The sequence below is a fragment of the Bacillus sp. T33-2 genome (assembly GCF_002860205.1).
Taxonomy (GTDB): Bacteria; Bacillota; Bacilli; order Bacillales; family Cytobacillaceae; genus T33-2.
Genome location: NZ_PGVB01000015.1, coordinates 39,999 through 64,848 on the forward strand (window position 1 = coordinate 39,999; position 24,850 = coordinate 64,848).

The 24,850-nt window shown below is 45.4% G+C and carries 24 protein-coding genes and 1 pseudogene; 12 read left to right on the forward strand and 13 right to left on the reverse strand.

The window, feature by feature from the left end:
- Positions 1-14: 14 nt before the first annotated feature.
- Positions 15-1,892 carry a ribosomal protection-like ABC-F family protein gene (gene abc-f / locus CVD19_RS12230; RefSeq protein ID WP_101582151.1) on the forward strand — a complete coding sequence of 626 codons (1,878 nt, stop codon included), beginning with the start codon at positions 15-17 and terminating at the stop codon, positions 1,890-1,892.
- A gap of 96 nt (positions 1,893-1,988) precedes the next feature.
- Positions 1,989-3,320 (forward strand): polysaccharide biosynthesis protein, encoded by a 1,332-nt coding sequence (locus tag CVD19_RS12235; protein ID WP_101582152.1) that lies wholly within the window; start codon positions 1,989-1,991, stop codon positions 3,318-3,320.
- A gap of 64 nt (positions 3,321-3,384) precedes the next feature.
- On the opposite strand, the gene CVD19_RS12240 is transcribed toward CVD19_RS12235, so the two are convergent.
- Both CVD19_RS12240 and CVD19_RS12245 read right to left on the reverse strand, forming a co-directional pair.
- Entirely contained in the window at positions 3,385-4,089 is a 705-nt protein-coding gene (locus CVD19_RS12240) for a TrkA C-terminal domain-containing protein (RefSeq protein ID WP_101582153.1), read from the reverse strand.
- A gap of 67 nt (positions 4,090-4,156) precedes the next feature.
- Complete coding sequence (locus CVD19_RS12245) at positions 4,157-4,444, reverse strand: hypothetical protein (protein ID WP_101582154.1); 288 nt, start codon at positions 4,442-4,444, stop codon at positions 4,157-4,159.
- 282 nt (positions 4,445-4,726) lie between these two features.
- Between CVD19_RS12245 and CVD19_RS12250 the strand changes: the two genes are divergently transcribed.
- Positions 4,727-5,668, forward strand: coding sequence for a magnesium transporter CorA family protein (locus CVD19_RS12250; protein WP_101582155.1), 942 nt, complete (start codon positions 4,727-4,729; stop codon positions 5,666-5,668).
- Between the two features lie 43 nt (positions 5,669-5,711).
- Here CVD19_RS12250 and CVD19_RS12255 read toward each other — a convergent pair whose 3' ends face one another.
- The 3 genes from CVD19_RS12255 to mscL form a co-directional block, all read right to left on the reverse strand.
- Positions 5,712-6,044: a DUF3243 domain-containing protein gene (locus CVD19_RS12255; protein ID WP_101582156.1), complete on the reverse strand. Its 333-nt coding sequence runs from the start codon at positions 6,042-6,044 to the stop codon at positions 5,712-5,714.
- A 490-nt stretch (positions 6,045-6,534) separates the two neighbouring features.
- Positions 6,535-7,170, reverse strand: a complete 636-nt coding sequence (locus CVD19_RS12260) for a Bax inhibitor-1/YccA family protein (protein ID WP_101582157.1) — start codon at positions 7,168-7,170, stop codon at positions 6,535-6,537.
- Positions 7,171-7,240: 70 nt separating this feature from the next.
- Positions 7,241-7,612, reverse strand: a complete 372-nt coding sequence (mscL, locus tag CVD19_RS12265; RefSeq protein ID WP_101582158.1) for a large conductance mechanosensitive channel protein MscL — start codon at positions 7,610-7,612, stop codon at positions 7,241-7,243.
- 416 nt (positions 7,613-8,028) lie between these two features.
- Here mscL and CVD19_RS12275 point away from each other — a divergent pair, with 416 nt between their 5' ends.
- From CVD19_RS12275 to CVD19_RS12285, 3 genes are read left to right on the forward strand one after another with little or no spacing between them, the layout of a single operon-like run.
- Positions 8,029-8,595 (forward strand): DUF6230 family protein, encoded by a 567-nt coding sequence (locus CVD19_RS12275; RefSeq protein ID WP_142383525.1) that lies wholly within the window; start codon positions 8,029-8,031, stop codon positions 8,593-8,595.
- A 17-nt stretch (positions 8,596-8,612) separates the two neighbouring features.
- The gene (locus CVD19_RS12280) at positions 8,613-9,002 is read left to right on the forward strand and encodes a DUF6114 domain-containing protein (RefSeq protein ID WP_101582161.1); all 390 of its coding nucleotides are present in this window, start codon (positions 8,613-8,615) and stop codon (positions 9,000-9,002) included.
- 11 nt (positions 9,003-9,013) lie between these two features.
- A complete protein-coding gene (locus CVD19_RS12285; RefSeq protein ID WP_101582162.1) occupies positions 9,014-10,333 on the forward strand; it encodes a hypothetical protein in 1,320 nt (439 codons plus the stop codon).
- A 90-nt stretch (positions 10,334-10,423) separates the two neighbouring features.
- On the opposite strand, the gene CVD19_RS12290 is transcribed toward CVD19_RS12285, so the two are convergent.
- The 4 genes from CVD19_RS12290 to CVD19_RS12305 form a co-directional block, all read right to left on the reverse strand.
- Positions 10,424-10,696: an acylphosphatase gene (locus CVD19_RS12290; protein WP_101582163.1), complete on the reverse strand. Its 273-nt coding sequence runs from the start codon at positions 10,694-10,696 to the stop codon at positions 10,424-10,426.
- Between the two features lie 155 nt (positions 10,697-10,851).
- A complete protein-coding gene (locus CVD19_RS12295) occupies positions 10,852-12,084 on the reverse strand; it encodes an aminopeptidase (protein ID WP_101582164.1) in 1,233 nt (410 codons plus the stop codon).
- A gap of 111 nt (positions 12,085-12,195) precedes the next feature.
- Positions 12,196-13,461, reverse strand: coding sequence for an MDR family MFS transporter (locus CVD19_RS12300; RefSeq protein ID WP_101582165.1), 1,266 nt, complete (start codon positions 13,459-13,461; stop codon positions 12,196-12,198).
- A 48-nt stretch (positions 13,462-13,509) separates the two neighbouring features.
- Entirely contained in the window at positions 13,510-15,606 is a 2,097-nt protein-coding gene (locus CVD19_RS12305) for a DNA topoisomerase III (RefSeq protein WP_101582166.1), read from the reverse strand.
- Positions 15,607-15,759: 153 nt separating this feature from the next.
- Here CVD19_RS12305 and CVD19_RS24725 point away from each other — a divergent pair, with 153 nt between their 5' ends.
- Complete coding sequence (locus tag CVD19_RS24725; protein ID WP_180953606.1) at positions 15,760-16,671, forward strand: GNAT family N-acetyltransferase; 912 nt, start codon at positions 15,760-15,762, stop codon at positions 16,669-16,671.
- A gap of 60 nt (positions 16,672-16,731) precedes the next feature.
- Here CVD19_RS24725 and CVD19_RS12315 read toward each other — a convergent pair whose 3' ends face one another.
- From CVD19_RS12315 to CVD19_RS24730, 3 genes are all read right to left on the reverse strand, one after another.
- Complete coding sequence (locus tag CVD19_RS12315; RefSeq protein ID WP_101582167.1) at positions 16,732-17,049, reverse strand: YbjQ family protein; 318 nt, start codon at positions 17,047-17,049, stop codon at positions 16,732-16,734.
- Positions 17,050-17,165: 116 nt separating this feature from the next.
- Positions 17,166-18,206 (reverse strand): nuclease-related domain-containing protein, encoded by a 1,041-nt coding sequence (locus CVD19_RS12320; RefSeq protein ID WP_101582168.1) that lies wholly within the window; start codon positions 18,204-18,206, stop codon positions 17,166-17,168.
- 190 nt (positions 18,207-18,396) lie between these two features.
- Complete coding sequence (locus tag CVD19_RS24730; protein WP_180953607.1) at positions 18,397-18,567, reverse strand: hypothetical protein; 171 nt, start codon at positions 18,565-18,567, stop codon at positions 18,397-18,399.
- A gap of 150 nt (positions 18,568-18,717) precedes the next feature.
- Between CVD19_RS24730 and CVD19_RS12330 the strand changes: the two genes are divergently transcribed.
- Positions 18,718-19,317 (forward strand): peroxiredoxin, encoded by a 600-nt coding sequence (locus tag CVD19_RS12330; RefSeq protein ID WP_257985116.1) that lies wholly within the window; start codon positions 18,718-18,720, stop codon positions 19,315-19,317.
- Positions 19,318-19,453: 136 nt separating this feature from the next.
- Positions 19,454-19,831 carry a DnaJ family domain-containing protein gene (locus CVD19_RS12335; protein WP_101582171.1) on the forward strand — a complete coding sequence of 126 codons (378 nt, stop codon included), beginning with the start codon at positions 19,454-19,456 and terminating at the stop codon, positions 19,829-19,831.
- A gap of 51 nt (positions 19,832-19,882) precedes the next feature.
- Here CVD19_RS12335 and CVD19_RS12340 read toward each other — a convergent pair whose 3' ends face one another.
- Positions 19,883-21,307, reverse strand: coding sequence for a methyl-accepting chemotaxis protein (locus tag CVD19_RS12340; protein WP_374702888.1), 1,425 nt, complete (start codon positions 21,305-21,307; stop codon positions 19,883-19,885).
- A 277-nt stretch (positions 21,308-21,584) separates the two neighbouring features.
- Here CVD19_RS12340 and motA point away from each other — a divergent pair.
- The 3 genes and pseudogenes from motA to CVD19_RS12355 all read left to right on the forward strand — a co-directional run bounded on the left by motA (position 21,585) and on the right by CVD19_RS12355 (position 24,579).
- Positions 21,585-22,378: pseudogene (gene motA, locus CVD19_RS12345) on the forward strand (flagellar motor stator protein MotA).
- Complete coding sequence (motB, locus tag CVD19_RS12350; protein ID WP_101582173.1) at positions 22,371-23,168, forward strand: flagellar motor protein MotB; 798 nt, start codon at positions 22,371-22,373, stop codon at positions 23,166-23,168. The pseudogene motA and the gene motB overlap by 8 nt, the downstream one beginning before the upstream one ends.
- A 199-nt stretch (positions 23,169-23,367) precedes the next feature.
- Complete coding sequence (locus CVD19_RS12355) at positions 23,368-24,579, forward strand: MDR family MFS transporter (RefSeq protein ID WP_257985110.1); 1,212 nt, start codon at positions 23,368-23,370, stop codon at positions 24,577-24,579.
- The last annotated feature ends 271 nt before the right edge of the window (positions 24,580-24,850 follow it).

Sequence of the window (24,850 nt, forward strand, 5' to 3'; positions counted from 1 at the left end):
TGGAGGATATAGATATGATTATTTGTGGTGTAAATAAAGCCGGTAAAATGTACGGCGGAAATATAGTGTTTGAAACCCTCGCGTTTGAAATAAATGAGAAAGAGCGGATTGGCCTGGTCGGCAGGAATGGAGGCGGGAAAACGACCCTGCTTCGCCTGCTTGCAGGGGTTGAGGCTCCCGATGGCGGCCAAATCCATTGGCAAAAAGGGCTGAAAATCGGTTATTTGGCGCAAATTCCGGAATATCCACACGAAATGACAGCCAGACACGTATTAAACACGGCCTTTGATGAGATTTTAAAGAAACAAGCCGAGATGGAAACGCTTGAGCACAGCATGGGAATCGAAACAAAGCCTGATAAACTGGAAAAACTCATCAGCAGCTACGGCCGCATACAGGATGCATTCACGGCTGGAGGGGGTTATGAGATTGATGCAAATATTGAAAGGGTGGCAAACGGGCTCGGAATTTCCGGCTTGCTTGATAAGAAATTCCAAGACTTAAGCGGTGGTGAAAAAACAAAAGTGGGCCTTGCTTTAAGCCTGTTGAAAAACCCGGATTTACTGCTCCTTGATGAGCCGACCAACCATCTTGATTTGATGGCCGTAGAATGGCTTGCCGAGTTTTTGAAAAACTATGCTGGCTCTGTGGTTATCATTTCACACGACCGTTATTTTCTCGATGAAGTAGCTCTCAAAATCCTGGATCTCGAGGACGGTGATATTCGGATTTACCACTCAAATTATTCAGGGTTCATGAGAGAAAAAGAAGAAAGGCTCCTGAGGGAATTTGCGGCATATGAGGAGCAGCAGAAGAAAATTAAAAAAATGAAGGAAGCAATCAAGCGTTTAAAGGAATGGGCCAACCGCTCCAATCCGCCCAGTGAAGGGCTGCACAAACGAGCGCGGAATATGGAGCGGGCCCTTGAAAGGATGGAAAAGTTCGACCGTCCGTTGTTGAACAGAAAAAAGATGGGGCTTGGACTTGAAGCAGGGGACCGCAGCGGGAATGATGTTGTCATACTGAAGGGCGCCGCCGTTTCCTTTCCTGGCCGCCAGCTTTTCAGCAGTGTAAATATGCATTTGCGGTATCGGGAGCGTGCGGCCATTGTCGGTGAAAACGGATCAGGCAAAACCACCCTGCTTAAGCTGATCATGCAGGAGCTGGCGCCCGACTTTGGGGAAGTCAAAATCGGCAGCAATGTCAAAATCGGTTATTTGTCCCAGCACATCGAAAATGCAAATGGAAATGAAACAGTTATAGACCTATTTAGAAGTGAGGTGACGATGACTGAAGGAGAAGCGAGAAACATTTTGGCCCGATTTTTGTTTTATGGGCCAGCCGTGTTCCGCAGGGCATCCCAGCTCAGCGGCGGTGAAAAAATGAGACTCAGGCTGGCGCAGCTCATGTACCAGGATATTAACCTGCTGATTCTGGACGAGCCTACGAACCACCTTGATATAGATTCAAGGGAAGTGCTGGAGGAAGCGCTCTCCGAGTTTGACGGGACCTTGCTTGCCGTATCCCATGACAGGTATTTCCTCAACCAGCTGTTCACAAAAATATACTGGCTTGAAGACAAGGAGGTTCATTGCTTTGAAGAGAACTACGACGGCGCCAGGGCAAGGATGATCGAAAGAAGAAAGAGCAGGGAGCCAGGGCCGGCAGTGGTGAAGAAGCGAACTAATGAAAAAGCCGTGAAAAAAGATCCTTCAGTAATGGTAACGCAGCTTGAACAACAAATAGAGAAGCTGGAAGCCCAGATGCGTGAGCTTGACCGGAAAATGGCGGAAGAATCAAATGTTGAAATACTGCAGCAGCTTTATTTTGACAAAGAACAGCTCTCCCGGGAATATGAAGAACTATTCGACAGGCTTGAAGAAATATCCTGAATGCCGCTCCGTACAAGGACAGTGTCCAACTTTAAAAATATTTTCCTGACTTGTCTCATATCTTTATAAATGAGTATGCAGACGAGGGGAGACAGGATGAATTCTTTATTAAAGGGGACATTCCTACTGATCATAGCAACGTTTTTAGGGGAAGTCACGGAGTTTATTGTGAACATGATTTTGGCAAGGGAACTGGGCGAAAGCGGGTTGGGCCAATATATGACCATATTGCCGACCATTTTCCTTGTCCTGATGCTGGCCAGCTTTGAATTGCCTGTTTCAGTTTCGAAGATGGTCGCTGAAAATGATGAAAAGTATTATAGAAGCCTGCTCGGACATGCGGTCAGAATGGCAATTTTGATCACGGCGGTGCTGTCTATTGCATCCGCCGTAATTTTGCCGCTGGTACCAGCGTTTAAAGGTTATCATCCAATGTTCAAGTGGGTAGTTCTGCTGTTGATACCTGTCATCACGATATCTTCAGTTGCCCGGGGCTTTTTCATGGGCAAAAACGAGATGGGCAAAATCGCCGTGGCTTATTTTTTGAGAAGGATTATCCAGCTTCTCCTGCTGGCTTTGGTTTTTCAGTTTTTTGAATTTGACCCGGATACCTCTTTGCTTGTCGCGTTTTGCACCATGGCAGGCAGCGAGCTGGTGGTGTTCACCTATTTGCTCCACCTGTTTATTGTGTCATACCAGAACATCAAAAAGCAGCCAGGTGAACCATTAAGCGGGCCACATGTCCGCAAAAGCCTGATGGCTGTATCGGTTCCGACTACAGCCATGAGGCTTTTTAATGCACTGACCCATGCCGTTCAGCCTTTTCTAATAAAAGCGGCGGTCATCCAGGCTGGAATTTCTCCAGAAACAGCGACAGAGCAGTACGGCATGCTTGCAGGGGTTGCGATGACAATCGGTTTTTTCCCTGCGTTCATCGCCCATTCATTTTTGATCATCCTGATCCCGGCGGTTTCGAAAGCATATGCCCAAAAAGAATTTATCAAACTGCAGAAGATATTACAGCAAGTGATGCTAATCACCTTTATATACGGCATTCCTGCCGTAGTGGCATTTTACGTTTTCGCAGAACCGTTAACAAATGTTTTCTTCCATTCAAGTGATGCGGCAATCTATTTGCAGCTGCTGGCGCCTTATTTCCTGTTTCACTTCTTTGTGATTCCGATGCAGGCATATTTAATTGGACTTGGCCTTGTTAAAGATGCGTTTATCCACACAGTCTGGGCTACAATTATCTCGTTTTCGCTTATCTGGATAGTCGGTTCACAGCCCGAATGGCATATGGGCGGCATCATCATTGGAATGAATGCCGGGAGTGTCCTGTTGACGCTGCTTCATTACATAACAATCTGCAAAAAAATCGGGATCACATGGCCTTTGAAGGCGGCAATACGGAATTCGCCAAACTAGAGGTTGCCCATTTTAAATTCCCAAACCAAAAAATCTTGCTGGTTCAGCAAGATTTTTTGTATGTTTATAATTCAAGCTCGTCGGTTTCGGGAGCATTCGTCTGTTCCATGATTTCGTCAGAGAATTTATCCAGGATCGTTTTTTGGTCCCCGTACAAAATGGCCCGGTCCCCAGCCTGGATTTTTGTCTTGTAAGCTTCATTCCTGATCTTGACATCGCCCCGTTTAATGAACAGGACCATAATGTCTTCCTGTTCATCAATAATCTCCTTGAAGGTCTTTCCTTCATAGCGTGAATCCTCTTCAATGGAAATTTCACATATTTCATCGTCTTCACCCGTCATGATTACATCTGAAACAGGCAAATCGGCCAGTTTATAGTGGTGAACTAATTCACTTTTCATTTTTTTTGATAAATTCTTCTGCAGTGCCGGAATTTTTAATACAAGTAAAAGTACGATTAGAATGGCGGCAATATATCCGATTTCCATCGCAAAAAAGCTGTCGGATAACAGATTGGTGATCGCTGAAATAATTACGGCCAGTGAAAAGGCCCCGAATAAAATTAAAAAGGCACCCAATTTCCTTCTCAACGGATGCTCGATAATCAGTTCTGATTCTTCAGTTGTGAACCCGGTGCCTGTAAGCATGGAAATTACCTGAAACCGGGCTATTTCATGTTCGAGTCCAGTGAGCCTGAATAGAATCACATTAATCTCGATAACAGCAAAAACGATCGCCAAATAGATCAGTATGAATAAAAATCCCATACGGCCTGCCTCCAGCTAGTCCTTTAAATGAATATAATTAAATCCCGGGGAAGTTCCCCCAGGATAATTATCGGTGCTGCAGTGTTTCGTTGTAATAATGGACGCCGTATTGCGAACCTTCGCTGACCATTTTGTTATCTTCAAGGTCGATGGGGTCAGGGTTTCCGGCCTTGTCTACAGGAAGTACGGGAGCTTTAAACCGTGAAGGCGTGAGTTTGTCTTTTATTGGCGTGATTTTCTGTTTCATTTTGGATGTCATTATGTTCAGTTTATTATTGTTCGGTCTGACCGCCATCCATAAAGCGGCTGCTCCGACGCCTAACAATACATATGACTTTAACGTTCCAGTTTGCATAGTGGTTTCCTCCTTTAATGAATTTATTCAAAAATCCCGGGATTCGTTTTCAGTGGGGGCATTTGCGACGTATAGAACATTACCCGGTACTTATAAATAAAAAACATGGCCAGAATGTCAAATGTATTAAAGGAAGATGACATCGCTGCAAAATTACGGCTAAATATAGAGTCTCCGGGTGGTAGGGAATTATTCCCTGTCCCTGACCGGGTTTGTTTCATTCCGGATTACTGGGGGAAAACTGGATAGTAATGATATCTTTTTAGAAAGGGCCAATGGACTATGAAGTACACATTTAATCAAAATAGCTGGGCCTGGCATGAACTTGATCAATATGACCCTGCCTATTTAAAAAAAATTCTTGGGGAATCCCCTTCATTAGAGAGCTGGCTCGACGGTATGAAGGATGACATCTCCAACTCGCTCCGGATTAATACAAGCCGGAAAGGAGAGGAGTTCATCTGGGGTTCTATCGTTTATCAGCAGGATGTACACAGTGAGTCGGATAAGCTGCTGTTTCATTTTTATCTTTCAAAGGATTTCTTTATCACTGTCAACCTGGATTTTGAAGTACTTCCAACTACAGATTTTTCCACTCTAAAGGCTCAAATGGACAACGCAGACAACGCCATGGAAGGCTTCTTTGTACTGCTTGGCGAGATTTTAACAGATTATTTGATAAAAATTGACGCTTTTGAGGAACGGCTGACAGACCTGCTTTGGAACATCAAACAGCATAATAATATTGATATACTTGAAAAAATATATGACAACCGGCATGAGCTGTTAATATGGAGAAATTTGATCATTCCAATTATGGAAATAAAAATCGGGGCAGAAGAAGCATTTGGCAATGAAATCAGCAGCAAAACAGAATTCCGGAGGCTGTGCAAGCGGGTCGACCGGGGGCGCACACTGCTTAATGAATATCAGCAAGAGATCGATACGATGATCAATTTGGAAGAAGTATTGTCGTCCCACCGGGGAAATGAGATTTTCAAAACCCTTACCGTCATAACGATTCTGTTTACCCCGGTAATGGCCTGGGGCGCTCTGTGGGGCATGAACTTCGAACACATGCCGGAATTAAAATGGAAATACGGCTACGCAGCTGCTGGCGTTTTAATAGTAGCTTCTACTCTCGGCATTTATTTCTACCTCAAGATGAAAGGCTGGATGGGAGACATTCTCCGCGGAAAAAAAAGGGACTCATTCTTTAAATGATGAGGACCAAACAATAAAAAATCGCCCTTGGCCGGGCGGATTTTTATTGTGCGAGTTTGACCAGCATGTGTGAAAGCATGTGCTGTTCTTCCTCTGTTCCGACTTTCCATAGTTCCTGCAGCAGTTTTTCTTCACTGTTTCGCGGTTCTACGTTTTCTGCCAGATAGTCAGCAATTTTCTGGGCTGTGACTGCAAGCTGTTCATCGTCCAGGCCTGCTGTTTTGCCTAGCTGGATCCGCTTGCTCAAATACCTTTTAAATTCATCAAAATTGCTTAAAATTTCATCTGCCCGCCCGCTGTCGATCCGGTCAAGTGTTTTATCGATATTGGCTGTGTCGACCTCGCCGTTCCTATGGATCATATGGTCTTTTTCCATTTACTTTCCCTCCTTATCAAGATACTAATCAATAACCGCTCCCGGACGGCCCTAAACCTTTGACGGAACAATTAAAAAAGGTGCAGACCTGCTGGTTCGCACCTTTTTTAAGTCCGTTTTTTTCGGACGCATGGGAGGATCATTTAGGATATTGCTCTGTCTGGGGTAAATCGGTCTTAAATATATCGATTTAAGACCAGCGTGCCTTTACAGAGCTCCGCAAATCTTCCTCCAGTTGCAATGCCAATGACGTATTCTGAAGTCGCCGTAAAGTTCTCCACTTTGAACCAGTCCCTTCTGTGTTGTTATTGGCGTTGCATTATTTGTTTACCCGTTTCAATATTGTGAAAACTGGATTTACTTGTTTAAAATGTGGAAGAAATGGTATTAAATGGTCGGTTTATCAATTTGGTGCCCTGCTCCCAGGTGATCCGGTTTTGAAATGAAAAGGGCACCCCGTGCGAGGGATGCCAAATTGCCAATATGCTTATCAATCCTTGCTGGAAAGGATTCCGAAAATGCGAAGGATGCTGATAAATAGATTGATAAAATCTAGATACAGATTTAATGCCATTAATGGCACTTCATCTGGTGCGACGCCGTAATGCTTCATCCTGTTAATATCAAACAGGACATAGCCGCTGAAAACAAGGACACCAATGAACGAGTAGGCGAGCATGGCTGTCGAATTGAGCGGCCAAATAAGATTAAAGATTGCAAGGCAGACGAGTGCAAGCAGTGCCGCGAATAGCATCCCGCCAAGGAAAGAAAGGTCCCGCTTCGTCCTCGTGGCATATACAGCCAGCCCGGTGAACACAACAGTCGTTGTGCCGAGGGACATTAATACAATATTGGCTCCCGCTGTTGCGATGTAATGTGAAATGATCGGGTACATTGTAATCCCGGAAATGAACGTAAACACATACAAAAATCCATACGAAACTGCTTTTTTACGGCGTAAAAAGAAAACGCCGAGAAGCATTGCGAGCTCAAGGATTGCCAGCGGCAGGAACAGGGCAGGCGGGACATAGACACCCGAGGCCATCCCGATGAAAGCCACTGCAAGGGAAAGAGCGAACGTCTTAATGACAGAAGGCATCTGCCGGTTTTCAGTATAAGCGTACATTATGATTCCACCTCTTAATATTGAACTTTATTTATATACGAAACAAACGGGCCCGGGTTTCAAACAATATTCATTTTTCTCTGAGAAGGTCCCTGATTTCAATCAGCAGCTCTTCTTTTTTATCGATTACAGGCAGGGCTGCCTTTTCCTCTTCCTGCCGTTTGAAATGATTCACAAACCTGACAAACATGAATACAGAAAAAGCAATGATAAAAAAGTCGACAACAGTCTGTATGAACGCACCGTATTTGATCACGGCATCATAATATTTAAATGAAAGGCTGGAAAAATCGACTCCTCCCAAAAACAGGCCGACGACCGGCATTATCATGTCATTTACAAGGGAAGTCACGATTTTCCCGAACGCACTCCCGATGATGACCCCGACAGCAAGATCGAGGACATTGCCTTTGAGCGCAAACTTTTTAAATTGATTCCACATAAAAATCCTCCCAACAAATAGCAACTCTTTAATAAACAACAACAGCCATATCTATTTTTACAGGGTTCTGGCAAGAAATCAACCTATTAGCCGTATCCGGATGGATGCGGCTTGGCGTATGCCATGTCATTTGTTTTATGGAAGATTGCGGATCAAAAATGCCACCTTTGGATATAACCCATATTTTCATAGCATTTCCCACAGCCCTTTTTAACTGCTGTTGGGCGCACATTTATACATACTTCGAATTACTAGTTTCTGTTATGTCGGTCGGTTTAATTTACCCGACGTTTAACGGGGTTAACACTATTATTACGATATTTTCCGAGGTTGTAGGTTTATTTATTTGGGAATATGGTATAAGAAAGCTGAATTAATTTTTTTAATTTTAAAAATATTCATTGGAGGTGGCTTCTTTGGAGGCTGTAGTAATGGAAAGCAAGACAAATAAGAAGGTGTTTTGGGCATCACTCGCATCAGGTCTGCTGGCTCTGGGGCTTTTGCTGGTGTCGTTTGGGCTGTCAGGAGTCGCTTATGCTGTTCCAATTGCCGGAGTAGGGGACTTCTATGTTGAGTTTGATAAGCTGCAGGGCGAGGGTTATAAGTTCTATCCGAAAATGGGCGAAACGAGCGGTGCAGCCTCGGCCCCACAGGGAACTAACTTAATAGAGAACCTGACAATTGATAATTTGCAGTTATACAAGGATTTTAAGGTAGGCAACGAATGGATCAGGGTGAAAATTACTGCTTCAAAGCCCGTTGCGATCTCAGGACTGCATCATGATGCCGGATTAATTGAGGCAAATGCGAAGTTCACCAACCAAAAGCTTGAAGAAAACTTCAGCGACAACTGGCAGGAGCAATTCTCCCTGTCTTCGAGCTCGATCACCCTGGAAAATGCGAAGCTGAAAACACACTATCTGTTCCAGGAAACGATCAACATGAACGGCATGAGGCTCACAGTTGAAAAAATCGACAAATAATAGATGGAGGGAGCAGGATGGTATTTAGAAAATGGCGGCACACAAGGCCTCTGTGGGGCGCAATCATCACGGTTGTAAGCGGTCTCATGATTCTGTGGGTTCCGTTCAATTTATACTTGAGCACATTTCTTCCGGGGTCGATTGCGATGATCGGATTATTATTCGGGGGGCTGATCACGCTTCTTGGGCTGCTTGGTCTGTTTGTCCCCAGTTCTTCAAAAGTGCTCGGCGTCATCACGATATTCCTCTCGATTTTGTCGGTAATCGGTGCACTTGGCGGATTCCTGTTTGGCACGATATTCGGAATAATCGGCGGTTCCCTTATGGTGGCATGGAGACTGGTCCCTGTCGAAGAGGCCGATGAAGCCGGCACCACAATGACTGGCCAACCTGCGAAAACAGGCTGAGGGGGTGCACAGTGAAAGTGAAGCGGATCTTACAGAACAGAGTTACATTCATTTATTTATGCATCCAGCTTGCCGGACTTTCGTTTCTTCCGTTCATAAACGTGTCGGGGGCAGCTTCCTATGACGCCGGCGGTTTCATCATTGAGGCTGACAAGGTCGTCGGGGAGAACATGAAGGCGTCGATTGTCAGCACAGAAACATCCGGTTCAACAGCAAGGCCGATGGTACGGTTCACTTATGATTCCGCCCGGATTTACGGGCTGCGGCTGACAAAGCATCTTCAAACTCCTGGCGGGAGAGTCAGCATCACCATGAAGGCGAATGGACCGGTCCGCATTAAGGGGATGACTGTTGACACCAGCGCTGTATCTTTTAAAGGGGCATGCGTCCATGCCATACAGGTCGTGCCGGACGCGGCTATGGAAGATGTAACAATGGTGGCCCATTATATGAATGCAGCAGACAGCAGCCTCGATAAGCTGCAAATGCAGACCGTCAATGGCGATGCGGGTGTCCAGAAGCCCGGTACACTTAAAATTCTCCAGGATTTAAGCGCAATGCCGCTTGAGCAAATGCAGCAAGAAATCAAAAGGATTTCCGAAGGGCAGCTGCCGCTGACTTGTGATGCGGAACCTGGAGAGAGCGGTGACGGTGCTGCGGTGCCTGTGGCTGATGAAATGAAAGATGGCTTGGAGGAAATCAAAAATCCAGTTGCGGTTGTGACAAATCCGGTCGATGGTGTGCCTGTCCCGGTACCTGATGTCGTTGGCAACTTGCCGTTGCCTGCCGTTCCTCCTGGCCTGACAATCCCGAACGTCCCTGTTCCAAACGTCCCGGGCCTGCCTATTCCAAACGTCCCTGACCCAAATGATATAATCGGCAAGACCCCTCTGGAACCGGTCATCGAAGCAGGGAAGGGAATAGTTGACGAGGTGAAAGATAATGTGGTTGTCCCTGTGCTGGAAGAGGTCCAGGACAAAACCCAACCGATCAGGGATGCAGTCAAACCTGTTGTCGAGCCAGTAGTCGAACCTGTGAAACAAACCGCAAAAACAACATGCGAAAAACTGACGGACGCCAACGGGCAAATTACAAAAGAGCTTGGCCTGGAACTGGTTGATAAAGCCCTGAATGAAAACAAGGCCCTTGAGGATGTGTGTGCATCCAATACAACTCTTAAAGATCAGCTGAAAAAATGGAAAGAAGGTTTTCTGGGCAAACTGGGCTTACTGCCCCTCCTTGGCCCGCAGCTTAGTGAAAGAGATAAGCTTGTCAAGCTTCGCGAGGCTATATTAAGAGAACAGGATGGAGCTATCATCACCTTTAAATAGTGGCATCAGCTCAAAAAAGCTTGAGGGGTTCCCTCTGCTTTTCCAACCGTGGTCATAAATAAAACAGGCAGAGGGCCTATCCTCTGCCTGTCAGTATTTTATCGTGAATGATTTTAAGTTATCAATATGGCCAGCGTCATGGATGTCGACTTTATCAACGGTAGAAAACGGATTGCCCCTTCGAATGTCTTCCAAAAACAGATTCATCTCCGCTTTGTCACCGGCAGCCAGCATTTCAACGGCTCCGTCCGGCAGGTTTTTCACCCAGCCGGTGATTCCGTGCTGGATTGCTTTCATTTGAGTAAAGTACCGGTACCCCACGCCCTGAACTCTTCCTGAAACAACAATCTTTAATTGTATCAAGACTTCGCCCCCAAGCTTTAAAACTTAACAGTATATGTATGAATTGCAACTTTATTATATCAGTAAACGAAGTTTGAGTATAGACACGATGGTGCATAAACGGAAAAAAGCCGCGCAATGATCATTGCACGGCCGTTTATTCTCTTTAGCTTCAATTAAAATGCCCAATCCCCATTACGGAAAACGGGTTCTTTTTGTCCATCTTCTGTAATGCCGTCGATGTCCATTTCGTTTGAGCCAATCATGAAATCAACATGGGTGATGCTCTGGTTCAAACCGTTTGCCTGCAGTTCTTCAGCAGTCATTTGTTTGCCTCCATCAAGGCAGAAAGCATAGGCGCTGCCGATTGCGAGGTGGTTTGAAGCATTTTCGTCGAACAGTGTGTTGAAGTACAGGATATTAGACTGGGAAATCGGTGAATTATGCGGCACCAGCGCGACTTCTCCAAGATAATGGGAACCTTCATCACTGTCAACGAGGCGCTTCAGGGTTTCTTCACCTTCCTCGGCCTCCACACCAACAATTTTTCCATTCTCAAACGTTAATTTAAAGCGGTCAATGATGTTGCCGCCGTAGCTCAGTGGCTTAGTGCTTGATACATAGCCGTTAACGCCAGTTTTTACCGGCACTGTGAACACTTCTTCAGTTGGCATGTTCGCCATAAATTCATGGCCCTGTTCATTTACACTGCCGGCTGCAACCCAGATATGCTTTTCCGGGAGCTCGATTGTCAGGTCCGTTCCAGGTGCTTTGTAATGCAATTTTTTATATCGTTTATTGTTTAAATAATCGGCTTTTTCTCTTAGTATAGCATCATGATTTTTCCAGTCTTCAACAGGATCGGCAGCATCGACGCGCACCGTTTTAAAGATAGCCTCCCATAGCTTTTGCACCCTGCTTTCCGCCGGCTCGTCCGGAAATACTTTTTCAGCCCAGCGGTCAGAAGGAGCGGCGATTATCGTCCAGCTGACTTTATCAGATTGTATGTACTGGCGGTACTTGGACAAAGCCTGTCCGGCGGTTTTTTGGAAATTGGCGATCCGTTCAGGATCAATGCCTTTTAACAGGTCGGGGCTGGAGGAAATGATCGACATGAACGCTGCCCCATTTTCGGCGAGTTCTTCTGTTTCCCTTGCCCGAAAATGCGGATATTCCAGGAACGCTTCATCGGGAGCAAGCTCATATTTTGTTCTCGTGACAGTGTCATCGCTCCAGTTGACAATGACATTCTTGGCCCCGGCTTCATACGCTTTTTTCACAACCAAGCGGGTAAGAGTTGCTGCATCAAGTGTAGTATTCACCACTAATGTCTGGCCTGTCTGGATGTTGACGCCAACCCGGACTGCCAGCTCCGCGTACTTTTCCAGTTTCGCTTGAAAATCACTCATTTTTCAATCTCCTTATCTAGTGTCAGCGGCGCTTACACTTTCCTTTTCAGAATCTTTATTTATATATTTTAACTATTCATCTTGGAAAAAGAAACCTATACGGTTTCTTGTTTACCCCCCGGGTTGGCTGCGATTTTCATACAATGAAAACATGTACCAGTACAATAACGCGCTCAGTACTGCGAGCAGGCTGAGGATGAAAAAGGTCCACTCGTAGCCAATCCAGACCGTCATGGGTATCGTAACCGGAGCGATCGTACGGCCAATCGTATACCGGAGGCTCGCTGCGGCAAAGTACTGGCCCCGCATATGTTCGGGGGCAAGATTGGAAATGAAGCTTTGGGCAAGCCCGGCCACCATCAGTTCGCCAAGGGTGAACACTGCCATCGCAATTGCGAGGCCCCAAATCCACTCCGTTTGGCCAAACAAAAGGATCGCGGCTGCATATAAGAGTGAGGAGACTACAAACACATTCCGCTCCCGGTACATCGTCATCCATTTGGTGACGGCTACCGTGAACAGGGCTACTAGGAGCCCGTTCTCAGACAACAGGATCCCGAAAGCCTGCTCACCGCCGACCGTGAACGACCAGTTTCCCAGCTCCAGCATCGTCTGGTTATGGACCTTTTCCTTAGTGTAAACAGGGAAGAGCACGTCGAGCTGCATAAAGGTCTGGGCCGCCAAAACACCGGCCACAATGTATATAAAAAAGATTTTATCCCGGACAATGATGGTATAGTCCGAAATTTGATTCCTTAAAAAATAATGCCATTTTTCGTCCCCAAGTTCCGATTCTTTGCGGGGTGGGGCTGTTTCCCTCGTCCATCTGGCGAGAATGAAGGCAAGCAGGATACAAATCAAGCCTGCGGCAAGCAAAAGCTCAAAACGGTAATTCACATAAAATATGGCCCCAAGGATTGGCCCGATCACTACAGCAATGTTGATCGAAGTGTAAAAGATTGCAAACACGCTGCTCCGGTCTTTTTCTTCGACGACATCTGCGACCATTGCCTGGCTTGCGGGCCAGTACACCGATCCGAACACGCCCACCACTGTAAAGCAGAAAAATGCTAGCAGTGGTGAACTGTACCATGGCGATACGGCGAGTGCAAAAACGATAAAGGCGATGCCCTGTCCAAGCGAGGAGATTACCATCATCCGTTTCCGGCCGTACCTGTCCGCACAGTAACCGCCCATTAAATTGGCAAATACCGAAAACAACTGTGAAAAAATAAGCAAAAACCCCGCCTTGCCCTTCCCGAAGCTTTCAGCAAAATAAATTGTTAAAAACGGAAAAAACATCCAAAAGGTAATATTCATCAACGCTTCGCCAAAAAGGCGCACCTTTAAATTCGGATCCCAGTCCCTCAATCTCATGATGCTTCCCCCAATTCTCTCTCTGTCCGGTTAGTCAGGAAAAACTCCTTATTTTTTGTCTTCAAGAGCTGCCTTCAGCAAATCTCCAAGGCTTGTTCCAAAGGCTGATTCTTCGGGACTGTATTTTTGGGCCAGCTTGCGTTCCTCGCGTTTTGATACAGCTTTTTTCTTTTCATCAGCTTTTTCCACGATATTACATGGCCGGCACTGGAAGTAGACCCCGGCTTTGCCGTTATGAATTTCCATCCGCTTATGGCATTGTGGACAGCGGCGCTGCGATAATTTCGGATCTTTATGCTTGCGGAAACCGCAATCCATGCTGGAACAGACAAGGATTCTTCCTTCCTTTGTTTTGCGCTCTTTAAGGAAGGAACCGCATTCCGGGCATTTAGAGCCAGTAAGATTGTGGGCCCGGTATGATTTGTCGCTCGCCTTGATTTCTGAAACAAGCTGTGCGGTCTGCTTCCTGATTTTTTCCTTAAATACTTTCGGATTTCCGTTCCCGCGGGCAATTTGCTCGAGTTCTTTTTCCCATTTGGCAGTCAGCTCAGGCGAGGTCAGTTCATCATTGACAAGGTCAATCAGTTGTTTGCCTTTTTTGGTCGGGAAAAGGCGGCCATTTTGCCGTTCAACTGCCTCTGAAGTAATCAGCCGCTCGATAATTTCGGCCCGTGTTGCCGGTGTGCCAAGGCCGTATTTTTCCATCTTGGCGAGAATGTCGGCTTCGGAAAAACGGAGCGGCGGCTCAGTCAGTTTTTTCGTTGTGGATGCTGAACTTACATTGTAAGCCTGGCCTTTTGATAATTGGCCCAAGTTCTGTTTTGCTTTGCTGTCGTCATCGTCCTTTCCAAGCACCTTCTTATAGCCCAGGTCAAGGATGTTTGTTTCCCTCGCAGACAATGTTTCTCCGTTTACTTCGAAGATTGCATGGATCGTTTCGTATTCATACGCCGGATAAAATAAGGCAAGGAAACGGCGCACAACCAAGTCATACAGCCTGCGCTCATCCGGGGATAAGTCACCTAAATGGAGGCGCTCTTCTGTCGGGATGATTGCGTGGTGGTCCGTGACCTTTTCATTGTTGAACACCCGGCGGGCAAGGACTTTGCCTTTCTGGTTAAGCGCGGGCCGTACTTCATCTTTATAACCGGATGCAATCCCCTGCAGGCGGTCCGCCATCGTTGCTTCCATATCGGTGGTGAGGTATCGGGAATCAGTCCGCGGATAAGTGACAAGCTTATGCTGCTCATATAATCCCTGAAGGACGTTTAGTGTTTTTTTCGCGGAAAATCCGAACCTCTTATTGGCATCCCTTTGCAGCTCGGTCAAATCGTAAGGCATTGGCTGCTGGTCTGTTTTCTTTTTGCGGTCGACCGATTTTAAGATTGCTTTTTGGGCGGGGATTTTTGCCTGGATTTCTTCCGCCTTTTCTTTTGAAAATATCCGTTTCTCTCCATTATGCTCCCATTCCGCTGTTAATGGCCCCACCGATGCCTGCAATGTCCAGTACTCCTTTGGGACGAATTTATTGATTTCGTTTTCCCGCTCAATCATCATGGCCAGCGTCGGCGTTTGGACCCGGCCGGCGGAAAGGGGATCCTTATATTTGGTCGTCAGTGCCCTGGAAACATTCAACCCGATGAGCCAATCGGCTTCAGCGCGGCAAACGGCAGAATGATAAAGTGCCTCATACTGTTTTCCTGGCTTTAGCTGCTTAAAACCGTCCCTGATGGCCTTGTCAGTCTGGGACGAGATCCATAGACGCTTAATCGGTTTTCTTGATTTGCTTTTTTCGAGAATCCAACGTGCGACGAGTTCGCCTTCCCGTCCTGCATCGGTGGCGATAATGACCTCATTGATATCGTTCCTGTTTAACAGCTGTTCAACTGCTTTATATTGGTGGCTCGTCTGTTTGATGACCTTGAGCCCCATGTGGTCCGGGATGATCGGGAGGTCCTCGAGGTTCCATGTCTGGTATCGTTTATCGTAATGCTCAGGCATTTTCAATTCGATCAGATGGCCGAGAGCCCATGTTACAACATATTGGTTGCCCTCGATATAGCTTTTATGCTTTTGATTGCAGCCGAGAACCCTTGCAAGATCGCGGGCGACACTCGGTTTTTCTGCAAGAACTAATGATTTCATTGGTGCTGCTCCTTTCAAGTACCGATTTGCTCGGTGAGAAATGTCCTGTGTTTCGTATGCCTGCAAAATAGTTCGTTTTCGCAGCTGGCACTTTCTTTAGTATAATGGAAAATAAACAATTTTTGTAATCGAGGGACCTAAAGGGGGATGCTGATGGGTGATTATATAAAAGAAATCAGGAAGCTTATTGGCACAAGGCCATTTATCATGGCGGGATCTGCGGTGCTTGTTTTTAATGAGAAAAATGAAATTCTGCTTCAATTGAGGGCGGATACAGGCAACTGGGGCTTGCCTGGCGGGGGAATGGAGCCTGGTGAAAGCTTTGAAGAAACAGCAGTACGCGAGCTTTATGAAGAAACAGGCTTGAAGGCTGTCCGGCTGCGAATCCTCGATATGCTGTCAGGGAGCGAGTTTTATTTTAAATATCCGAACGGGGATGAAATATATAATGCGATAGCGCTGTTTTTGGTGGAAAAATGGGAAGGATTTCCGCGGGTCATGGATGATGAAAGCAGGGATTTGCGGTTTTTCGCGTTAAACAGACTTCCAGAACTCGCAAGCAAGACAACAATTATTTTGGAAAAACTCGATCAGTATGAAATCCTGCCTGAAATCAAACGGTTCGATATCAGGGTTAATGCCGTTGAAATGCTGGCATTGCAGCGGGCAGCATACCAGGTGGAAGCAGATTTGATCGGGACTGACAACATACCGCCTTTAAAAGAAACGGTGGGTGAGCTGGCGGGCTCAGGGGAGACATTTATAGGCTACTATATCTTCGGAAAGCTTGCTGGTGCGGTTTCGTATAAGGCTGCCGCCGGCCAGGTTGATATCCACAGAGTCATGGTCCACCCCGACCATTTCCGTAAAGGGATCGCCGCCCATTTAATACGCTGGGTCGAGGAGGCAGAGGCGGGCGCCCGCGAAATGGTCGTTTCAACAGGAGCGGATAACACCCCGGCTGTGGCATTGTACAAGAAGCTTGGTTTTGAGCCTGCTGGAGAAACGATTGTCGGCGGCGGCTTGCGGATAGCCCATTTTAAAAAGCAAAACAGACAGGGGTAACCTGTCTGTTGCTATTATTGTGGCATTCTCCCATTCTGTACAAGCAGGTTGTGTATTTTTTTACTCTTTCACAAAAACCGCAGTCCCGGTGGCGATGCACATCATCATGCCTTCACGGAGTGTTTCAAAATCAAGGTCAACGCCAATTACCGCGTTGGCGCCCATCCGGCGAGCTTTATCTTCCATTTCCCGGATTGCGATTTCCCTGCCCTCAGCAAGCTTGTTTTCATACGCCGTACTTCTGCCGCCGATGATATCCGTCACACTTGCCAAAAAGTCGCGCACAACGTTGGCACCCATGATTGCCTCCCCGGAAACGACCCCTAAGTATCGTTCAACCTCTTTACCTTGTAATGTTGCTGTGGTCGTAATAATCATCTCAAATTCCTCCTCATGTTTTGACTACTTTTACGATGTGATGGACGGAAAGTTTCAATTCTGATTTTATTTTAGCAATTATTGGCGGGAATAGTGAAATTGTTAGGGGGTAAACTTCAAGATCTTTGGGTGTCTATCTCATTAATCAAATCCTCCAGGTTATATATTCTGCCCTTGTTTTTTCCAGTAAAGGGCAACTGCATAACGTCAAGGAGATATTTTGCAATATAAGAGGATTCTAACCGGAGGAAATTTCTTAATTGATAATTTGTAATTGTGGGGTGGAATATAAGAGCAAAATCCCGTAAGGCATCCACATGAGCTTCCTTGGAACTAGCCAAGCAGTGTGGACAATGCCATTTACCGCGTGTACGAATCATAGGAAGGGCTAAACATTTGGAGCATTGAACTCCGGGGATAATGTCTGTGCTGGATAGATTGTAGGTTTTTAAAATATTGGGCCGGTGCGGAGAATGCTTTTTTAGAAGCAGCGTAGTCAACCTTTTAATCTCTTTTACTGACATTTTTTCGGTTTTGTACCATTGGGAAAGCCTGTCGATATTCTTAGAAAGTAATTCAATGTCACAAGCCTTGTGGTTGAGTTGGGAGTAATCTGGTGATGATTTAAGAATTGTAGAAGGATGTGTGAACACAACCATGTAATCCACTGGAATGACATTGAAATGGTGGTCTTTTAACCATTTTGAAAATTGGCGGTGCTGTCTCTCTGCCTGGGCTACTGGGTTTATAAACTTCTCCTCATTTTCTTTTGAAATGCGGATAAGCTGTTCAAAAGTCCGGTCGAAAAATAAAGTGCCAGTAATATGTTTCACCTCAATCAAAAGGACAAAATTTGGGGACAGCAGAAGGGTATCAATTTGAAAATAAGTCTCCCCGTTTGACAGACGCAAATCATGAAGGAATGTAAAATTGTTTTCAGGAAGTACGCTTAAATAATAATCTAAAATTTTTTCACCATTAAAACCGGCACGTCTTCTTGCAATATTTTGTTGGATTTCAGGTTTTTTCGGATATTCGACTGGAAGTCTCCTCTCTAAAGCTTCATCCATCAAAATCCGTAATGGAATGGATCTGAATTTCGCAATCAAATTGGCATCGCTCCTTTCTTTTACTAAGGATTCTTCATTACGCTCCAAAATCCTTTCTCTCTCTACTGCAATTTTTATGAGTCTAGATTTATCATGGCAAATACACTATAAATCAAGTAACAATTTAAATATATTAAGTAAACAATTGAATATATCAGGGGAAAAATAAAATATATCGAGTAAAAAACGAAATATATCAGGAATACCCAATTTCAATAACAACAAGATGCAAGCCCACTCAAAGAGTGGGCCGTTCCTCGTCCTCGATCCGGTTTTTAAAAGCTTCCTGGACGACGAGCAGTTCTTCATCTTCCTGTGCTTCTGCTGTATGCTTTTCGGTCAGGGTGCCCTTCGGAAATTCCCCTGGATGGCCTTTTTTCTTGTGGTTGAAACCAACGCCTCGTGCCACAATGGACCCTCCTTTCTTTTTCCTGAGTAGTTTTCCCCCAGCGACGCGAAAATTATGAAAGCAGCAACGTCAAAAAAAGCATGTTATCCGCATAGCTATATAGGGACTGGCAATTTCACCGAACGGGGAGTGAAGATTTTGCACGGAAAGATATATGCAAAGGATTTAACTGATGGCCAACAATTTTTCAGCGCATCAAATGGTGACCCGGCACCGTTATTCACGGCTGATGCTGTCATGGAGCGTAAAATCATAAAACTGAAGCTTGAAGATTTTAAAGGAAAATGGGTTATCCTGTTTTTTTATCCGAGTAATTTTACATTTGTGTGACCGACAGAATTGGCGGCGGTCGCCGCTATTTATCCCTTTATAAAAGCAATGGATGCCGAATTGCTCGCAATCAGCACCGACAGCGTTTATTCTCATGTAGTATTCAAGGAAACATCCCCTTCCTTGAAACATGTCACTTATCCGATGCTGAGTGACAGGAACCATGGCATCAGCAAAGCGTACAGGGTTCTGGACAGCTCAACAGGAGCTTCTTACCGGGCATCATTTTTTATCAATCCAGGGCAGATCATTAAAGCCAAACTGGTTTACGCGGCAGAAGTAGGCAGGAATATACCGGAACATTTGAGAATATTGCAGGGGTTTCATCATGCGGAGCAAACCGGCCAGGATGTCCCGGCGAACTGGGTGCCTGGCCAGCCTGGAATCTCACAGGACCCTTCGAAAATCGGGACAATTTAAGCAGGAACAAATGGTGAGGAGTAGACTGCCCAGCCCGCATCATTTGGAAACCATATACCAGACATAGCGCGCGACTTCATCCCAGAAAAAGATTATAATAATAGTAGCAAACGTGGAAATCGGAAGGAGGACAATGATGGATTTTTCGGCGATTGTTGCAGAGGACCGGATTAAAAAAGCATATGAAGACGGAGAATTTGCCAACCTCCCCGGATTGGGCAAACCGCTAAAGCTTGATGATATGTCGGCGATTCCCGAGGAACTGCGGATGGCCTACCGGATGCTCCAGAATTCCGGCTTTTCCCCGGAAGAAAACCGTCTGAAGCAGGAAGTGCTGACGATTGAGGACCTGATCAAGAATTGCGATGACGACAATGAAATAAAACGGCTTCACCAGCAGCTCAGCAAAAAGCTGATCCGTTATAACAGCCTCATGTCCGGACGCGGGATAAAAACGAACTCCTCCGTTTTCAAAAATTACGAACGCAAAATTGAACAAAAACTATTAAAGTAAATTTTCATAGCAGCAATAACGAAAGCCAGGGAATCGGATCCCTGGCTTTCGTTATTGCTGCATATTTCTGATTTTATCGGCGGCCTCTTTTGTTTCGGTCACATATGACGCGATTTTGTAGTTATCCTCGTTTAAGTTTTCGATGGTTGCGTTCATTTCTTCGAGTCCGGCTGTAGCTTGTTCAATAATCGCGGCGAGTTCTCTCGTAGATGCTTCGACGTCGGCAGATTGTCCTTTTACATCCGTCACGGTTAATGAAAACTTTTGAAATTGTGAAGTCAGTTCCTGCAGTGTACTGCTTACCTCTGCAAATAAACCTGAAACTTCATTGACAGCAGTAAGGCTTTCTTTGAATTTGTTGCTGCTGGCACCCATTTTTTCAAGCGCGGACGAGTTGGTTTCGTTTACTTCAGATAGGTTTTCGGTAATTTGAGTTGCCGTCAGGCGCGTAATCTCTGCAAGCTTGCGGATTTCTTCAGCGACGACCGAAAAGCCTTTTCCTGCTTCCCCGGCCCGGGCTGCTTCAATCGAAGCATTCAAGGCAAGCAGGTTCGTCTGCTCGGTGATATTTTGGATATTAGTGATAAACCCGTTTGTTTCCTCAATTTTTTTTGTGAGCTTCGAGAATGTATCACCTAGTTCGGAAATGTAAGTAGAAAGTTCGTGCATATCAGATTGAAGTTCCTCAATCTTGGCAGATCCGTGTTCGGAAGCTGAAGCAGCATGAGTTGTGTTTTCAGATAAAAATAGAGAAATATTGGACATTTCATCCATCTTTTTCTTTGTTAGCTCGGCATTTTCGGAAATGCTGTTGATTTGCTCTGTTTGTACCTGGCTTCCCGCTGAAATTTCCCCGACGGCCGTCTTCATTTCTGTCTGCGCAGATAAATGCGTCTGGATTTCGTCATTGATTCTTGAAAGGCTGTCCGTAATGACAACGAGTTCACCGTGCAGCAATCGGCTGTGCGCTTCCTTCTTTTCCTTTTCCTGCTCGGAATCAGCGAGAAAAGTCTCCAGTGCAGTATATTGGTTTCTGTTTAACCGAATTAACACGAAGAGGACAATCCCCAATAACACATACATCAGAATTGTGGCGCCAAAGGTTTCTTTTAAATATTCCACATTTTCGGACGCAAGCAGCATGTTTAAAATTACTGAAGCGAGTCCGAGGGTATATCCCATCACGTAGATCTTCATATCGAAATGGATTGCGGCAAACACGGCAAGGAATATAAGGACAAGCAGAAAAGAGCCGCTTCCCCCGAAGAGTCCGAGATAAGCAAAATGGTGTATGTTGATAGATATAATCGCTGCAAACGGGTATAGAGGGTCTTTTTTTACTGCCCGGAAAACAAAATAAAATAGAATGAAAAATAATAGTTCACTTGCATAAACGCCCGTCTTCAGCACCGGGTCGTGTTCTAAAATGGTATAAATAATGGTCGCCAGCAATGAAACCGAGTACGTAGAAAGCATGAGTGTGTTTTTCTTCTGTGTATCCTCCCTGCGGAGTGCCACGATTGCCTCCAATGAATAGCCCCCTCTATCTCACATTCTTTTAGTTACCTTATTAATATCGGCAAAAATTAGTTTATTTTGAATTATAAAAAATCAACTGATGCAGAATTTTCGGTTGACCCCTTCATTTTTTTAAAAAAATGTCGAAATAAAAAGAGATAGAGAAAATGTGACGCCAAAACGGAAAACAGAGAAGGTTTAATCATACATAGCAGAGAAGACAGGGGAGTCATACATGGATAAAACATCTTTAATAGGAGTCATACTTGGACTGATTGCAGTTGGGGTGGGAATGGTCTTTAAAGGAGTTCCTCCGAGCGCCCTGCTGAACCCGGCAGCAATCTTGATTATTATCTTGGGTACTATAGCAGCGGTTACCATAGCCTTTCCGACAAATGAAATCAAAAAGGTACCAAAGATGTTTGGTATTTTATTCAAAGAACAAAAACTGGTCGAGCCGGCAGAATTAATCAGGTTATTTTCCGATTGGGCGCAGCTTGCCCGAAAAGAAGGCCTTCTGGCTTTGGAAGCAAAAACAAGCGAGGTCGAGGATGAATTTTTGAAAAATGGCCTGTCACTCGCGGTCGATGGACAGAGCGCCGACTACATCAGGGATCTACTGTCTGAGGAAATTGAGGCGATGGAAGAACGGCATCAAGCCGGAGCCGGCATCTTCACCCAGGCCGGTACCTATGCCCCGACGCTTGGCGTTTTGGGAGCAGTTGTTGGACTGATAGCAGCTCTCGGCCATATGGACGACATAGATGCATTGGGAACAGCGATCAGTGCTGCTTTCATTGCAACCTTATTGGGGATTTTCACCGGGTATGTTCTATGGCACCCATTCGGAAACAAGCTCAAGCGCAAGTCCAAACAGGAAGCGAAATGAAATACATGATGGTTGAAGGCATTTTGTCGATTCTTGAGGGTGAAGCACCCAGGGTGATTGAGCAGAAATTGGCTTCCTATCTTCCTGCCAGTGAAAGAAAGCTTATCCTTGAGGAAGGTGCTGTGAACAAGGATGAGTAAACGGAAGAAAAAGCATCATCATGAGGAACATATAGATGAATCATGGCTGATCCCTTATTCCGACCTGTTGACGCTGCTGCTGGCTTTATTCATCGTGTTATTTGCGATGAGTTCAATTGATGCGGCAAAGTTCCAAATGATGTCCAAAGCTTTTAATGAAGCCTTTACAGGCGGGAAAGGCGTGCTTGATTTTAATTCACCAATGTCCTCAGGAAAAGAGGAGTCCCCGGAGGAAACAAAGGATGACCAAGAAAAGGATATTAAGGAAGCCGCTGTGAAAAATGAGGAAACAGAGGCGAAGGAACAGGAAGCAGCTGCGAAGGACCAGCAGGAACTGAAGGCTTTGCAGGAAAAAGTAAACGCCTATATTCAACAGAATCAATTGACAGACAAGCTTGAGACATCCCTGACAGATGAAGGGCTGCTTGTCACGCTCCACCACAATATATTATTTGCATCGGGAAGCGCCACTGTAAGGGATGAAGAGAGAGAGACAGCAGACGAAATTGCTGATCTACTTGTTATGGATCCGCCGCGCAATATCATCATAAGCGGCCATACCGATAATGTCCCGATCAGTAATTCGAGCTTTCAGTCAAACTGGGAGCTAAGCGTGATGCGCGCCGTTGAATTTATGAAAATCGTTCTCCACAATGAAAATCTTGATCCCCGGCACTTCAGTGCAAAAGGGTTCGGAGAATTCCAGCCAATTACCCCGAATGACACCGAGGAAGGAAGAGCGTGGAACAGGCGCGTGGAAATTCTTATTCTGCCAAGAGAAGCTAGCTAGGCCATTGATGGTCTGGCTTTTTGTTTTATATAGCTGATGTGATAATGGGTGGTCACGTATTTGGCATCACCATATGTTCAAACAAATAGGTATTCTCATGGTACCAAGCTAAACACATCCGTATTGATAAAAATTATATTTTCATAATTTAGTATTTTTGATACTATTTGAGGAACTATATAAAAGTGAGGTACTAATAGTGGGAAATCTCCGTACATACTACGCGCAGTTCCATCCGATTGTCTGGGTGCTGTTGGCCGGGACGGTGCTGGCAAGGGGAGCATCGTTTATGACGCTGCCGTTCCTGGCAATATATCTTTCTAAAAATCTTGATCTGCATCCGATTCTGATTGGATTGACGATAGGGATCAGCCATCTAACCGGAACGATCGGTGGGTTTATCGGCGGCAGCCTGTCCGACCGTTTTGGCAGAAAGCCGGTCATGCTCGGTGCCCTTTTCACATGGTCGCTCGTGTTCTACGGGTTTTTAATGGCAGATTCACCAGGCTGGTTCATATTTTTGAATGCTATCAACGGACTGTGCAGCGCATTTTTTGAGCCTGCTTCCCAGGCTCTAATAGCGGACCTCACGGAGAAAAGCAAGAGAATGAGAGCTTTTTCGCTCAGGTACACTGCCATCAATGTCGGTGCATCCGTCGGTCCGCTACTGGGGGCATACCTTGCTTCAGTTTCCGCAAAGACTGCCTTTCTTATTACCGGGACAGTCTATCTCTCGTATGTTATTATTCTGTTTCTTTTGATGCGGAAGCTGTCTGTTGCAAGCCATACTGGAGGCAAGGAGCCGGTGACGCTGGCAGCTTCGTTAAAAATTATCCGCAGTGACAAGGCATTGCTTTACCTGGTGCTTGGCAGCATTTTAATAAATGCCGGGTATGCCCAAATGGATTCAAACCTGCCACAGCATTTGGATGGATCGATCGAAAATGGCATCTTTGTGTTTTCAGTCCTGCTATCTATCAATGCCGTCATGGTCGTTTTGCTGCAGATGCCAGTCAGCCATTACGCCGAAAAGTTTAAAACGATGCAAGTGATGATGGTTGGGGCTGTACTGTTAACAGCCGGGCTGCTTGGATTTAGTTTTGTGGATGGCTGGGTTACAGCGATTATCTCGATGGTATTGCTGACTATGGGGGAAATATTGATCTTCCCTTCAAGCAGCTACCTTGTCGACCAGCTCGCCCCTGACCATCTAAGGGGGACGTATTTTGGAGCAAGCCAGTTCAGGAAGATCGGGCATTTTGCCGGTCCAATCATTGGCGGCTTCCTTTTAAGCGAAGCGAATGGCACAGTATTGTTTATCGTAATGGCTGCAATCGCATTCGGCAGCATTATATTTTTTGCACAGGGCAATAAGGTTTTTATCAAAACTACTGCAACGATCAGCAAATAAAAAAATCCTGCCAACTCCGGCAGGATTTTTTAGTCGATTTCCTGTTTTTGAATGTCCGGCTTGCACATTTTATCCAGCCATATCCCAATAATGAACATGAGACCAATCGGGATCGAGAAATTTAAAATATGGACAAGTGTCATTGTTCGGCCTCCTTCAAAAATAACAACACAACAATAGTACTCACATTATATTGCAGTTGTCACAAAATATTTAGAATCAACAAATGGTGGTAGTGTTCTCGTAATAGTCAAAATGATCAGTTAAAATT

Coding starts and splice junctions, on each gene's coding strand:
- abc-f (WP_101582151.1), top strand. CDS start 15: ATGATTATTTGTGGTGTAAATAAAGCCGGTAAAATGTACGGCGGAAAT.
- CVD19_RS12255 (WP_101582156.1), bottom strand. CDS start 6,044: ATGGAAAAAGACCATATGATCCATAGGAACGGCGAGGTCGACACAGCC.
- CVD19_RS12340 (WP_374702888.1), bottom strand. CDS start 21,307: ATGCTTTCTACGTACTCGGTTTCATTGCTGGCGACCATTATTTATACC.
- CVD19_RS12315 (WP_101582167.1), bottom strand. CDS start 17,049: ATGATTATTACGACCACAGCAACATTACAAGGTAAAGAGGTTGAACGA.
- CVD19_RS12260 (WP_101582157.1), bottom strand. CDS start 7,170: ATGTACGCTTATACTGAAAACCGGCAGATGCCTTCTGTCATTAAGACG.
- mscL (WP_101582158.1), bottom strand. CDS start 7,612: ATGTGGAATCAATTTAAAAAGTTTGCGCTCAAAGGCAATGTCCTCGAT.
- CVD19_RS12240 (WP_101582153.1), bottom strand. CDS start 4,089: ATGGGATTTTTATTCATACTGATCTATTTGGCGATCGTTTTTGCTGTT.
- CVD19_RS12280 (WP_101582161.1), top strand. CDS start 8,613: ATGGTATTTAGAAAATGGCGGCACACAAGGCCTCTGTGGGGCGCAATC.
- CVD19_RS12235 (WP_101582152.1), top strand. CDS start 1,989: ATGAATTCTTTATTAAAGGGGACATTCCTACTGATCATAGCAACGTTT.
- CVD19_RS12250 (WP_101582155.1), top strand. CDS start 4,727: ATGAAGTACACATTTAATCAAAATAGCTGGGCCTGGCATGAACTTGAT.
- CVD19_RS24725 (WP_180953606.1), top strand. CDS start 15,760: ATGGGTGATTATATAAAAGAAATCAGGAAGCTTATTGGCACAAGGCCA.
- CVD19_RS12305 (WP_101582166.1), bottom strand. CDS start 15,606: ATGAAATCATTAGTTCTTGCAGAAAAACCGAGTGTCGCCCGCGATCTT.
- motB (WP_101582173.1), top strand. CDS start 22,371: ATGAGTAAACGGAAGAAAAAGCATCATCATGAGGAACATATAGATGAA.
- CVD19_RS12245 (WP_101582154.1), bottom strand. CDS start 4,444: ATGCAAACTGGAACGTTAAAGTCATATGTATTGTTAGGCGTCGGAGCA.
- CVD19_RS12300 (WP_101582165.1), bottom strand. CDS start 13,461: ATGAGATTGAGGGACTGGGATCCGAATTTAAAGGTGCGCCTTTTTGGC.
- CVD19_RS12295 (WP_101582164.1), bottom strand. CDS start 12,084: ATGAGTGATTTTCAAGCGAAACTGGAAAAGTACGCGGAGCTGGCAGTC.
- CVD19_RS12335 (WP_101582171.1), top strand. CDS start 19,454: ATGGATTTTTCGGCGATTGTTGCAGAGGACCGGATTAAAAAAGCATAT.